At 28.5% G+C, this 14064-nt stretch carries 13 protein-coding genes and 2 riboswitches; of the genes, 8 read left to right on the forward strand and 5 right to left on the reverse strand.

All coding sequences use genetic code 11. From position 1 onward, the window contains the following. Positions 1-4: 4 nt before the first annotated feature. From IC758_RS08915 to ribD, 3 genes are read right to left on the reverse strand one after another with little or no spacing between them, the layout of a single operon-like run. Positions 5-1198 carry a bifunctional 3,4-dihydroxy-2-butanone-4-phosphate synthase/GTP cyclohydrolase II gene (locus IC758_RS08915; RefSeq protein WP_227860909.1) on the reverse strand — a complete coding sequence of 398 codons (1194 nt, stop codon included), beginning with the start codon at positions 1196-1198 and terminating at the stop codon, positions 5-7. A 23-nt stretch (positions 1199-1221) separates the two neighbouring features. Next, complete coding sequence (locus tag IC758_RS08920; RefSeq protein WP_227860910.1) at positions 1222-1887, reverse strand: riboflavin synthase; 666 nt, start codon at positions 1885-1887, stop codon at positions 1222-1224. 31 nt (positions 1888-1918) lie between these two features. Then, positions 1919-3031, reverse strand: a complete 1113-nt coding sequence (gene ribD, locus IC758_RS08925) for a bifunctional diaminohydroxyphosphoribosylaminopyrimidine deaminase/5-amino-6-(5-phosphoribosylamino)uracil reductase RibD (RefSeq protein WP_227433193.1) — start codon at positions 3029-3031, stop codon at positions 1919-1921. 137 nt (positions 3032-3168) lie between these two features. Then, a riboswitch (FMN riboswitch) is annotated at positions 3169-3290 on the reverse strand. 187 nt (positions 3291-3477) lie between these two features. Between ribD and recQ the strand changes: the two genes are divergently transcribed. From recQ to IC758_RS08965, 8 genes are all read left to right on the forward strand, one after another. Further along, complete coding sequence (gene recQ / locus IC758_RS08930; protein WP_227860911.1) at positions 3478-5961, forward strand: DNA helicase RecQ; 2484 nt, start codon at positions 3478-3480, stop codon at positions 5959-5961. Between the two features lie 88 nt (positions 5962-6049). Then, positions 6050-6161: riboswitch (TPP riboswitch) on the forward strand. Between the two features lie 142 nt (positions 6162-6303). Continuing rightward, a complete protein-coding gene (thiC, locus tag IC758_RS08935) occupies positions 6304-7605 on the forward strand; it encodes a phosphomethylpyrimidine synthase ThiC (protein ID WP_227433195.1) in 1302 nt (433 codons plus the stop codon). Between the two features lie 48 nt (positions 7606-7653). Continuing rightward, positions 7654-7848, forward strand: coding sequence for a sulfur carrier protein ThiS (gene thiS, locus IC758_RS08940; RefSeq protein WP_227433196.1), 195 nt, complete (start codon positions 7654-7656; stop codon positions 7846-7848). Further along, positions 7841-8644: a thiamine biosynthesis protein ThiF gene (gene thiF / locus IC758_RS08945; RefSeq protein WP_227483242.1), complete on the forward strand. Its 804-nt coding sequence runs from the start codon at positions 7841-7843 to the stop codon at positions 8642-8644. Before thiS ends, thiF begins: the two co-directional genes overlap by 8 nt. A gap of 62 nt (positions 8645-8706) precedes the next feature. Next, a complete protein-coding gene (locus IC758_RS08950) occupies positions 8707-9477 on the forward strand; it encodes a thiazole synthase (RefSeq protein ID WP_227828421.1) in 771 nt (256 codons plus the stop codon). A 16-nt stretch (positions 9478-9493) separates the two neighbouring features. Further along, the gene (thiH, locus tag IC758_RS08955; RefSeq protein WP_227483240.1) at positions 9494-10597 is read left to right on the forward strand and encodes a 2-iminoacetate synthase ThiH; all 1104 of its coding nucleotides are present in this window, start codon (positions 9494-9496) and stop codon (positions 10595-10597) included. Continuing rightward, positions 10598-11296, forward strand: a complete 699-nt coding sequence (locus tag IC758_RS08960) for a thiamine phosphate synthase (protein ID WP_227433200.1) — start codon at positions 10598-10600, stop codon at positions 11294-11296. Positions 11297-11475: 179 nt separating this feature from the next. Then, the gene (locus tag IC758_RS08965) at positions 11476-12870 is read left to right on the forward strand and encodes a YfcC family protein (protein ID WP_227433201.1); all 1395 of its coding nucleotides are present in this window, start codon (positions 11476-11478) and stop codon (positions 12868-12870) included. A 179-nt stretch (positions 12871-13049) separates the two neighbouring features. Here the strand turns inward: IC758_RS08965 and IC758_RS08970 are convergent, their stop codons facing one another. Next, positions 13050-13559: an SdpI family protein gene (locus tag IC758_RS08970; protein ID WP_227433202.1), complete on the reverse strand. Its 510-nt coding sequence runs from the start codon at positions 13557-13559 to the stop codon at positions 13050-13052. A 9-nt stretch (positions 13560-13568) separates the two neighbouring features. After that, a complete protein-coding gene (locus IC758_RS08975; protein WP_227433203.1) occupies positions 13569-13829 on the reverse strand; it encodes an autorepressor SdpR family transcription factor in 261 nt (86 codons plus the stop codon). Positions 13830-14064 lie beyond the last annotated feature (235 nt).

A 14064-nucleotide genomic window follows, 5' to 3' on the forward strand; every position in this document is an offset into this window, starting at 1 on the left:
TTAGCTATATAATATCTAATAGATGTCCCATTTTATCCTTCTTAGTTTTCAGATATAATTTATTAAAATCATTAATTTCTTCATTAATAGGAACTCTATGTTCAATTTTTATTCCATATTTTTCTAATTGATTTATTTTGTCAGGATTATTACTTAAAAGGTTTATACTTTTTATATGTAAATTTTTTAATATCTGAGCAGCGATATAAAAATCCCTCATATCTTCTTCAAATCCAAGCATTAAATTTGCTTCAACAGTATCATAACCTTCTTCTTGAAGTTTATAAGCTTTAATTTTATTTAAAAGCCCAATACCTCTGCCTTCCTGTTTCATATAAATTAAAACACCACTTCCATTTTCTACAATTTTTTTCATAGAAGTTTCTAACTGTAGCCCACAATCACATTTTAAAGAATGAAATACATCACCTGTTAAACATTCAGAATGAAGTCTGACTAGTGTATTTTCTTCATTTACATTTCCATAAGTAAGGGCAATGTGTTCTTCATTTGAGTAAATATCTTTATATCCTATTATTTCAAAATTTCCATATTTTGTTGGAAGAAAAGCACTAGAAATTTTTTCTATAGTGGTTTCATTTCTTTTTCGATATTCTATCAAGTCTTTTATAGTAATTATTTTTAAATTATGTTTTTCTTTAAATATCATTAAATCATCAACTCTTGCCATTGTACCATCATCTTTCATTATTTCGCAGATAAGACCAATTTCTTTAAATCCTGCAAGTCTAGCAAGGTCTACAGAAGCTTCTGTGTGACCATCTCTAACTAGGATACCTCCAGTTTTTGCTATTAATGGAAATACATGTCCAGGTGTTTTAAAATCTTTACTTGTGGAACTTTCATTACAGAATAGTTTGACAGTTTCAGCTCTCTCATATGCAGATATACCTGTTAAAGTATCTATTCCATCTATAGTGACAGTAAATGCAGTTTGAAATGTGTCTGTATTTTCTTTAACCATAAGAGGTATATTTAGACTTTTAAATTTTTCTTCAGTAGCAGGAAGACAAATAAGGCCCCTACCATATGTAGCCATAAAGTTTATTGTCTCAGGTGTAGCCATTTCAGCTGCCATCAATAAATCTCCTTCATTTTCTCTGCTTTCATCATCAACTACGATTACCATTTTTCCATTTTTGATATCATTAATAGCTTCTTTAATAGTGTTAAACATGTAATTCACTCCTTTTATTATTTTTAAAAACCATTTTTAAATAAAAATTCTTTATCTATATTTGATTTATAGTTACTACTATTAGAATTTAATTCCTTGTAGTTTTTTACAAGAAAATTATTAATATACTTTCCAATTACATCACTTTCTAAATTGACAAAGTCTCCAATATTCTTTGTCAAGAGAGTAGTCTTAAATTTAGTATGAGGTATAACCGAAACCTTAAATATCTCATCATCTAAATAAGCTATAGTTAGACTTACACCATCAATAGCAACAGAACCTTTGTGTATCATTGTTGATAAAAGTTCTTTGGACGGTTGTATGCTTATTAAAACTGCATTTTCATCTTTTTCAAATTTACAAATAGTACCTTTACTATCAACATGACCTGTTACTAGGTGTCCACCAAATCTAGAAGAAAGGCTCATAGCTCTTTCAAGATTTACTTCATCACTTGGATTTAATGAACTTAAATTTGTGGAACGGACTGTTTCCATCATGACATCAGCAGTAAATTCATTTTTACCTAAACTTGAAACAGTTAAGCAAACTCCATTTACAGCAATACTATCTCCAAGATTTGTACCATCTAGTATTTTATTTGATTGTATGGTGACTTTTCCACTTTTGCCATTAGCAGTAATTTTTCTAAGTATTCCAACTTCTTCTACTATGCCAGTAAACATTTTAACCTCCTAGACGTGTATATTTATAAATTTAATTTAAAACATCAGACTCTACCAAAATATCGCCATCTATTAAAGTTACATTCTTAATTTCTAATTGTATAGCATCTGATAAGTAATCTATTCCATCTCCAGAAACGAAAGTAGGAGCATCTTTTCCACCTATAATTTTAGGTGATAAAAACAATTTGACTTTGTCAACTAAATTGTTTCTAAATAGACTGTCATTAAGTGTAGCACCACCTTCAACTAAAACAGAATCAATTTTTAATTCTCCTAATTTATACATTACAAATTCTAAATCTACCATATTATTTTTTTTAGGAGAAAGTACTACTTCAATATTATTTTTTCTTAGAACTAATGATTTTTCACTATCTTCACAACACGTAAAAACTATAGTTTTATTGTTTTTATCTTTAACTAATTTGCTATCAACTGGCAATTTTAAGTTTGTGTCTATTATTATTCTTACAGGGTGAGATACATTTTCTTGGTTAAGTCTGCAAGTTAGCAATGGATTATCATTTAAAACTGTGTTTATCCCAACCATTATACCTTGATATTTATTTCTATACTTATGAGTTAGATATCTTGATGATTCATTAGATATCCATTTTGATTCTAGCGATTTTGTGGCAATCTTGCCATCTAAACTTACTGCTGATTTTACAATACAAAGAGGTTTTTTTGTTTTTATATAGTAAAAAAATATTTCATTTAATTGTTTTGCTTCTTTTTCTAATATACCTACAGTAACATCAATGTTATTGTCTCTTAGTTTTTTTACTCCATTACCACAAACGATTGGATTTGGGTCTAATGTAGATATTACGACTCTCTTAATCTTATTTTGAATAATTTTATCTACACAAGGAGGTGTTTTGCCATAATGAGAACAGGGTTCTAAATTTACATAAAGGGTAGTGTCTTTTAAACTTTGATTAGCACTATTTATAGCATTTATTTCAGCGTGATTAGAGCCAAATCTCTCATGATATCCTTTACCTATTATGTCATCATCTTTAACGATTACACATCCCACTAATGGATTTGGATTTACAAAACCTTCTCCATTTTTAGCTAATTCAATAGCTTTTTTCATATAATAAATATCTTTCTCTTTTTGACTTATAAATTTCACAATATTTACACCTCCTATTTAAACTTAGATAATTTTCAAACAAAAAAACCCGAGAATTAACTCGGGGTTTAGAATAATCTACAATAAATATTGTATAAATGTATAGCAAAACGGCTCTACAAAAACACTTATTTAGTATATATCTTCTTCCATCCAGACTTTACTGTCGGCTTTGGAATTTAACCAAATCAACCAAGTTTTAACTCAGCTCGCGGGCTATACCGCCGATTGGGAATTTCACCCTACCCCGAAGATTAAGTATTAAATTTATATTTAGAATGTATCATAAATTATTTTACTTTGCAAACTATTTTTTTAAAAATATATGTTAATATATAATATATAACAGCTAGAAACTTTGGAATAATGCGATTGTGAATATAAAAATAAAAATTTGAACATAATCAGAAAAGAAGTTTAATTAATTTGAATTGGGAGAGAAATATATGAATAAAAAACCTTTAGAAATATTATCAAAATACTATGGATATACAAGTTTTAGAAAAGGCCAAGAGTCCATAATAAATTCTATTTTGAATAAAAAAGATGTATTAGCTATAATGCCAACTGGAGGAGGAAAATCTATATGTTATCAACTTCCAGCATTGATATTAGATGGGATGACAGTAGTGATTTCACCACTTATATCTCTTATGAAAGACCAAGTAGATGCTTTAAAAGCCATGGGAATCAATGCTGCTTTTATAAATAGTTCATTGGGAAACAAAGAATTTAATGAAATATTAAGTAATATTAGAAAAAATACTTATAAAATACTTTATATTGCTCCAGAAAGATTAGATACCCAAGAATTTCTTGAACTAATAAATAATAATGACATAAGTCAAATTGCAATAGATGAAGCACATTGTGTATCTCAATGGGGACATGATTTTAGACTGAGTTATAGAAGGATTTCTACGTTTATCAATAGTTTGTCTAAAAGACCTATAGTCACAGCCTTTACAGCTACTGCATCAGAAGAGGTAAGAGCTGATATAATAAATTTATTGTGTTTAGAGAGTCCAGATTGTTACATAACAGGGTTTGATAGAGAAAATCTAGCAATAAATATAGTGAAATCATCTAGTAAAAATAAATATATTTTAGACTATATTCAAAATCATAAAAATGAGTCTGGAATTATATATACAGCTACTAGAAAAGAAGTTGAAAATATTTATAATGGTTTGGCAAAGAGAAATATATCTGTATCAAAATACCATGCAGGTTTATCTAAAAATGAAAGAAATAAGAATCAAGAAGATTTTATAAATGATAATATAGATATAATGATAGCAACAAATGCATTTGGGATGGGTATTGATAAGCCCAATATAAGATGGGTTATACACTACAATATGCCTCAAAGTGTAGAAAATTACTACCAAGAAATAGGGAGAGCTGGTAGGGATGGAGAAAAAAGTGAATGTATACTTTTATTTTCTCCAGGAGATGTACATATACAAAAATATTTAATAGATATTGGTGTTGAAAATCCTGAAAGAAAATTATTTCAACATAAAAAACTTCAGCATATGATTGATTTAGTTTATAGTAATTCATGCTATAGGAGGACAATATTAAATTACTTTGGAGAAAATTATATAGAAAACTGTAATAACTGTAGTAATTGTTTAGTTGAAGGAGAAATAGTGGATAAAACTATAGATGCTCAAAAAGTTATTTCATGTGTAGCTAGAATGAAAAGAAGTTATGGTGTTACTACTATTGTAGATGTACTTAGAGGGTCTAAAAACAAAAAAATTTTACAACTTGGTTTAGATACTTTGTCTACATATAATATTATGAGAGATTATTCAAGTGAAGACTTGAAGAATTTTATAAATACATTAGTTTCTCATGGTTTTTTAGATTTAGTCGAAACTTTAGGTAGCGGAAACAGAGGAAGTTACCCAACTATAAGATTAAATGATATGTCTATGAAAGTTTTGAAGGGCGAGGTAAAGGTAGAATTTAAGGAAATTGTAATGACAAAATCTCTAGAAATAGAAGATGAATTATATAGTGCTTTAAGAGAATTAAGACACTTAATTGCAAGTGAAGAAAGAATAGCTCCATATATGGTTTTTGGAGATGGAACACTTAGAGCTATGTCTAGTAGTTATCCAGTCAATAAAGAAGAAATGCTAAATATATCTGGAGTAGGAGAAATTAAATATCAAAAATATGGTGAAGATTTTGAAACACTAATCAAAGAATATGTCGAAAAAAACAATATAGATAAAAAAGACAAAGAAAAAAATGTCGATTTAATAAATGTCAATAGTGAATTTCTTGAAGTTAATACAGATAAAGCTTTATATGAAAGGCTAATAAATATTAGAGAAGAATATGCTAAAAAAGAAAAATTACTTCCATACATGATTTTAACTAATAAGGCTTTGAAAGAAATAAGTGGAAGATATCCTATTGATAAAGAACAATTAAAGGATATTTCTGGTATAGGTGAAGTAAAAATTGAAAAGTATGGGGCTAGTATTTTAGATGAAGTTAAACATTATGTAAAAGAAAATAGTATTGATGTTACTTGGGAGAAAAAGAAAAAAAGAAAATTGATACTAGATGGAGAAAGCAGAAAAAACAATGAAATAGCACTAGATTTGTTAAATCAAGGTAAGGATATACAAAGTGTAAGTCAAGAAATAGAAGTCTCCCTATCTACAGTTATTGGATATGTATATGATTATTTAAAAGATGGGCAAAGTATATCATTTACATTAGATTTAGAAAATTTTTATAGTGAAGATGAAAGGAAGATGATTTTAGAAGTATGTGAAGAAGTAGGTTATGAAAATTTAAATAACATAAAAAGAAAACTTCCAGATTCAATAAAGTATGAAAATATAAGGGCTGTTATACTTAAATCTTATCTTGAAAATTCGAAAAAAGGTGCATCATTGGAGTAAAGTTAGCTGGATTAAAATATAAAATTTGTATTATTATGTTGAACTAATATTTTTGCTGTGTTATACTGAATTTGTAAAAATGATAAAAATTTAGAGCTAGGGGCGCTAGAATTGGCTAGCTGAGAGATAAAGCCGTAACTTACAAACCCTAATAACCTGATCAAGATAATGCTTGCGAAGGGAAGCTTTGTAATATAATTTTGTTATATAAATAGATAAATTATTCTGCATAGTGAGAAATTTGTCTAAGTGTATATATGATTATAAGAGTGCTTTCCAAAACAAGGAAAAGCACTTTTTTTATTGTTAAAAACTATAACTTTAATCTTGGAGGAATGTAATATGAATTATACAACGCAAATGGATGCTGCTAGAAAAGGCATAATAACTAAAGAAATGGAAATCGTTTCTCAAAAGGAACAAGTAGATGTAAATGAATTAAGAGAATTAATAGCAAAGGGACAAGTTGTTATACCTGCTAACAAAAATCATAAATCCTTAAGTGCAGAAGGTGTAGGTAAAAATTTAAGAACAAAGATAAATGTAAACTTAGGAATTTCAAGAGATTGTAAGAATATAGAAAATGAACTTGAAAAAGTTAAAGTGGCAATAGACATGAAAGCTGAAGCAATAATGGATTTGAGTAACTATGGAAAAACTAGAGAATTTAGAGAAAAAGTTGTTGAAATGTCACCTGCAATGATAGGTTCGGTTCCTATGTATGATGCAGTAGGGTATTTAGAAAAAGAACTAAAGGATATAACAGAAGAAGAATTTTTAAATGTAATAAGACAACATGCTATTGACGGAGTTGATTTTATTACTATACATGCTGGTCTTACTAGAAGTGTTTGTCAAAAGATAAAAAATCATGAAAGATTAACTCATATAGTATCTCGTGGAGGTTCACTATTATTTGCTTGGATGGAGTTAAATAATAAAGAAAATCCTATTTATACTAATTTTGATAAGATTTTAGATATATGTGAAGAGTATGATGTTACATTAAGTTTGGGGGATGCATGTAGACCTGGTTGTATAAAAGATTCTACAGATGGAGTTCAGATTCAAGAACTTGTAGTATTAGGAGAGCTTACTAAAAGAGCATGGGAAAGAAATGTACAAGTCATGATAGAAGGACCTGGTCATATGGCTATTGATGAAATAGAAGCAAATGTAGTGTTAGAAAAAAGACTATGTCATGGAGCTCCTTTTTATGTTCTTGGTCCATTGGTTACAGATATAGCCCCAGGTTATGACCATATAACTAGTGCAATAGGAGGAGCATTAGCATGTGCTAAAGGAGTAGACTTCTTATGCTATGTAACTCCAGCAGAACATTTAAGATTACCTAATTTAGATGATATGAAAGAAGGGATAATAGCTGCTAAAATAGCTGCTCATGCAGGAGATATAGCTAAGAATGTTAAAGGAGCTCGTGAATGGGATAACAAAATGAGTAAAGCTAGAGCAGATTTAGATTGGTGTGAAATGTTTAGACTTGCAATAGACCCTGAAAAAGCTAAAAGATATAGAGATGAGTCAACTCCGACTCATGAAGATAGTTGTACTATGTGTGGAAAAATGTGTTCAATGAGAACAGTTAAAAAAATATTAAACAATGAGGAACTTAATTTAATATAATTTGTGCAGAGCATTAGTTGAATAAAGTCAAAATGAGGAGGTGATTTAGTGAAGGTTAATGGAAAGAATGTTGAATTCAAAGAAAACTTAACTGTTATAGATTTGTTGAATAAATATAATTTGAAGAGCGATAGAGTTGTAGTTGAGATAAATCTAGAAATAATTGAAGAATCCAATTACAATACATATATATTAAAGGATGAAGATGTTGTAGAACTTATTAGCTTTATTGGAGGTGGTTAAAATAAAAATATTTGTAAATGAAGTATTAACAGATGTTGAAAAAAATACAACTGCCTATAAAGTTAGAGATAAATATAATCATAAATGTGATGTATTGGTGTTGAATGGATATCCAATTAAAGCTGACATTCCACTTTCTGAAAATGATAAATTAACACTTATACAAAAAGGGGTTAAACCTTCTTTTGATGAGTTAGAAAGCTTGTTGATAGCTAGACATACTCCAAATGTGCATAATAAATTAAAAAAAGGAAGAGTTGCTATATTGGGACTAGGTGGACTTGGGTCCAATATAGCTATCTCTTTAGCTCGAATTGGAGTTGGAGAACTTCTACTTATAGATTATGATGTTGTGGAGCCATCTAACTTAAATAGACAGCAATACTTTATAGATGATATAGGAAAACTAAAAACAGATGCTATGGTTGAAAATATAACAAAAATTAATCCATTTATAAAATTAAAAAAGCAAAATATTTTTTTAAATAAATATAATATGGATATACTTAAAGAGGCAGATTTGATAATTGAAGCTTTTGATGATGCTTCATGTAAAGCACAAGTTTGTAATTATATCTTAATAAATTTGAAAGATAAATATTTGATAGCATCATCAGGTATGGCAGGTTACTATGATTCAAATATAATAACTACTAAGAAAATAAGAGATAGATTTTATATATGTGGAGATTTTGTAAATGAAGCTAAAATTGGAGAGGGACTTATGGCTCCAAGAGTTGCTATTTGTGCAAATCATATGGCAAATTTGGCAACAAAAATACTTATAGATATATAAATACGTGAATCAGAAAATAAAAAGATTGAAAATTGAAAAAAATAAGATGAGGAGGAAAGAAAATGGATAAATTAGTACTTGGAGGACATGAATTCAATAGCAGATTATTGGTTGGAACAGGTAAATATGGCTCAAATGATATATTGCCTAAAGTAATCAAAGAAAGTGGAAGCGAAATAATAACAATGGCACTTAGAAGAGTAGATTTAGATAATAAACAAGAAAATATCTTAACATATATTCCAAAAGAAATGACTATACTTCCAAACACGTCAGGAGCTACTAATGCAGAAGAAGCTGTAAGAATAGCTAGAATATCTAGAAAAATGGGTTGTGGAGACTTTATAAAAATAGAAGTAATATCAGATACTAGATACTTACTTCCTGATAATGAAGAAACTATAAAAGCTACAAAAATACTTGCTGATGAAGGATTTATAGTACTTCCATATATGACACCAGACCTTTATGCTGGAAGAAGACTTATAGAAGCTAAAGCAGCAGCAGTTATGCCTCTTGGTGCTCCAATTGGTTCAAATAGAGGTCTTCAAATGAAAGAAATGATAAAAATAATGATAGATGAATTAGATATACCAATAATAGTTGATGCAGGTATTGGTAAACCATCTCAAGCTATGGAAGCTATGGAAATGGGAGCTGATGCAGTGCTTGTTAATACTGCTATAGCTTCAGCAGGTGACCCTGTGCAAATGGCTAGAGCATTTAAGTTAGCTGTAGAAGGTGGACGAGAAGCTTATATAGCAAAAGCAGGAAGTGTATCAGAATTTGCAAATGCATCTTCTCCTTTAACAGGTTTTTTAGGCAATTTATAGAAAGTGGTGATTGATGATGAGTTTTTATGAGGTAATAGAAAAATATAGGGATTTTGATTTTGATGGATATTTAAATAATGTTACAGACAATGATGTTTTAAGAAGTTTATCAAAAGACAAACTTGAGGATTTTGATATATTAAATTTACTTTCTAAAACTGCTGTAAAACATTTAGAAGCTATGGCACAAAAAGCACATAAATTAAGTGTTCAATATTTTGGAAAGACAGTCTGCCTATATACACCAATGTACATAGCAAATTATTGTGTAAATCAATGTGTTTATTGTAGTTACAATATAAAAAGTGGAATAAAAAGAAAAAAACTAACTATGGATGAAATCAGAGAGGAAGGAAATGAAATTTCAAAAGAAGGTTTCAAACATCTACTTGTTTTAACTGGTGAAAGTAGTTTTCATTCAAGTGTAGAATATATAGGTGAGGCTATAGAAATATTAAGAGATAAATTTCCATCTATAGGAATTGAAGTATATCCAATGGAAATAGATGAATATAAGTATATTGTAGACAAAGGAGTTGAAGGTCTAACTGTATACCAAGAAACTTATGATGAGAAAATATATAAAAGAGTTCATTTAAAAGGGCCAAAATCAAATTATAAATTTAGATTAGATGCTCCTGAAAGAGGAGCAAAGGCAGGTATGAGAACTCTATCAATAGGAGCACTTTTAGGATTAAATGATTTTAGAAAAGAGACCTTCTTTACAATATTGCATGGGAAATATCTAAAAACAAAATATCCTCATATTGAGCTTTCATATTCAACACCAAGAATGAGACCATTCAAAGGTTGTTTTGAAGAATTAGTAGATATAAGCGACACTGATTTAGTTCAAGCGATGGTTTGTATGAGGCTGTTTGACCCTCATGCAGCTTTAAATATATCTACTAGAGAAAATTTGGAAATGAGAAGTCATATAGTACCTTTAGGAGTAACTAAATTAAGTGCAGGTGTATCTACAGATGTAGGAGGGCATTCTCAAGATGAACATGATACTGCTCAATTCAAAATAAATGATGAAAGTACTGTTGAAGATATAGAGAAAATGCTAAATTCAATTGGTTATCAACATGTATTTAAAGATTGGGAAAGATTTTAGATGTATTTGATAACAAATAGAAATTTATGTAGCGAGGAACGATACTTAGAGGTTATTAAAGAATCTATATTGAGTGGTGTAGAAAATATTATAATAAGAGAAAAAGATTTAGAATATGAAGCATTAAAAGATTTATATATAAAGATAAAAAATAAAATTAAGTATATTAATTTTCAGGAAAAAATATTGGATGAAAGCTTGAAGAATAGTATAAAAAAGAAAGAGAATAATGATGGATTTAAAGTAAACTTTATAATAAATAGCAATATAGAATTTTTTGAAAAGACAGATTGTCAAGGTATTCATCTTCCATTTAAATTGTTTTTGAATTTACTGGGAAATAGATATAATTTCAATAAAAATAAGATACTGGGATTGTCATTACATAAAGTAGAAGAAGTAAAGTGTCTAGAAGAAATAATAAGAAAACTAAATATAAAAATAGATTACATAACATTATCACATATATATGAAACTAAGTGTAAAGAAAATTTATTGCCAAAAGGAATTGAACTTTTGAAGGAAGCTAAGAAAATTACTGATATTAAGACCGTTGCACTTGGAGGAATCCTACCATCTAATGTCAAAGAAACATTAAAATACTGTGATGATTTTGCTGTAATGTCAACTATAATGAAATCTAAAAATATTGAAGAAACAATATCAAATTATAATGAAAAAATTCAATTAGTAAAATAGAAAGTAAAGTATTTAAATTGAATAAAAATAAAAAAAGCTATCTTTTAAAATCTAAAAGAGAGCTTTTTTATTTTGTATCTTTGCTAATAAAAAATTGTAAAAAGGGAAAACTTTAGTCAGAGAGATTAAAAAGTATCCTATATAGATTCAAAATTTAGTAAAGTATGGAGGACATTATAATGATTGACAGTAAGAAGAAACGATTTATTATACCACACACTTTTACAATTATATTCTTGCTAATAGTATTAATGGCAATATTAACTTGGATAGTACCAAGTGGTGAATTTAGTAGAGAAGATGTAGAAGGTAGGATGGTTGTTGTACCAGGGACTTATCAAAGTGTAGAAAGTAATCCTCAAGGATTTACGGATGTTTTTAAAGCACCCATAGAAGGTTTTATTGATTCAGCAGAAGTTGTAGGATTTGTTTTAATAGTTGGAGGTGCTTTTGGTATTGTAAATAGAACTGGAGCTATAGAAGCAGGAATAGCATCAGTTATATCGAAGTTTAAAGGAAAAGAACTACTTATAATTCCAATATCAATGATTTTATTTGGTCTTGGAGGTACTACATTTGGGATGGCAGAAGAAACATTACCATTTTATATGATATTTGTTCCACTTATGACATCCTTAGGATATGATTCTCTAACCGCCATTGCGATTGTATTTATAGGAGCAGCGGCAGGAGCGGCTGCATCGACAATAAATCCATTCTCAGTTGGTATTGCACAAGCACTAGCTCAACTTGCTCCTGGTTCAGGAGTAGCATATAGAGTAGTGATTTTTATAGCATATATATTAATCAGTATAGCATTTGTTATGTATTATGCTAAAAAAGTTAAAGAAAACCCTGAAAGCTCAATAGTGTATGAGATAGATAAAAATAATAAATCAATACTTAATCATACTTCAACTGAAATAAAAGAGTTTACTTTTAAAGAAGTATCTGTTCTTGCTATATTTGGAATAGGAATGGCAATAATGATTTGGGGTGTTTTAAGTCAAGGATGGTATATTCCAGAGATATCAATGTGTTTTGCTGCGATAGGTGTACTTTCTGGATTAGTTGGTAGATTGTCACAAAGTGAAATTTCCGATAGTTTCATAGATGGAGCAAAAGATTTAGCATCAGCTGCCCTTGCAATAGCTTTAGCTCGTGGAATTGTAATAATTGCTCAAAATGGATTTATAATAGATACTATATTAAATTCTGCAGCAAGCTTTTTAGGTGGACTTCCAAAGGTTATATTTGTATATCTATCATTTTTCTTGGAAGCTGCGTTGGCATTTTTGATTCCATCATCTTCAGGACTTGCTTCACTTACAGTGCCTGTCCTTGCTCCTCTTGGTGATTTAGTTAATATATCAGCTCAAGTTATAGTAACTGCTTATCAATTTGGGGTAGGTCTTACAAACTTTATAACTCCAACATCTGGAGTACTAATGGGAGCACTTGCAGTAGCTCATATTCCTTTTTCAAAATGGGTAAAATTTATAATGCCTATATTACTGATTTTAACAGCTGTATCTTTAGTTTTTTTAACAATAGGTATATATATAGGTTTTTAATTGAAGAAAATTTAATTTAATATATTTAGAAATTATATAAAATACTAAAAATATGATTATTAATAAATTGCCACCATAAATGCCTTGGTGGCAATTTATTTTATAAACACTTCATTTCAATATTAAAATAAAGTATAGCTTTTTTTAAGAAGAGGTGGCTTTATTTTATTTACAACTATTTATTTAGGACTAGGAGCTCTAAATTTGTTTCTATAATGAAGTAATAAATATAATAATGGTATTGCAAACCATATGAACTGGCATGCTGTTGTGACTGTATCTGAATCAAAATAAAAACTCAATATAATCATTCCAATAGATATAACAAATGATAAATACGCAAAAATCTTACTTGCCTTTTTCCATATTTTTTCATCTCCAATGGCCCAAGCACATTTAGTATCTATGTTCTTATAAATTTGTAGCTTAGGTAATAAATTACCAAAATACATAATTATAATGGCATTTATTATAACTGATACTTTGTCGTTAATTTCATAAGAAAATATCTCATCTATACCTAGTAAAGGAATGATAAACCTTCCAACTGCGACTATTAAAAATAACATTTGTAACCTTCTTGCAGTTTTAACTTTAGGGTTATCTTTTGAAAAACCTAAAATTTCTGGTGCATTTACATAGTTTATAATTAATAATGCTATAAGTAATATTAAACCTATATTTTCCATAATAGCCTCCTATATCTTTTTAAAAATATCCAAGAAGTTTCCAAGTACTTCTTGAAGGACCGATAAATTAATAGAATAAATCAAAAATTGCCCCATTTTTTCTGAACTAATAAGTTCTGCATCTTTTAAAATATCTAAATGTTTAGATATTGCTGGTTTAGACATATTAAAATGACCTGCTATTTCTCCTGCATTCATATCTCTTTCATTAAGCAATTTTAAAATTTCTCTTCTAGTTTCATCACTTAATGCTTTAAATACTTTTACCATAATATCCTCCCTACTATAGATATAAATATTTAACTAATTAGTTAAATATTTATATCTATAGTATACTCGTATTAGGAAAAAAAATCCACTATTTTTATAACTTTATTATCACAAAATCTTTTAATTTTATCTGATATTTTAATTCTAATTTGAAATATATATGAAGGTTTTTGGAGAATACTTACTTATAATAGGAAAAAATGTTAAAATAAGAATGTAGTTAAATATAAAGAAC

It is taken from the genome of Clostridioides sp. ES-W-0016-02, from assembly GCF_020641035.1.
In the GTDB taxonomy this organism is placed as follows: domain Bacteria; phylum Bacillota; class Clostridia; order Peptostreptococcales; family Peptostreptococcaceae; genus Clostridioides.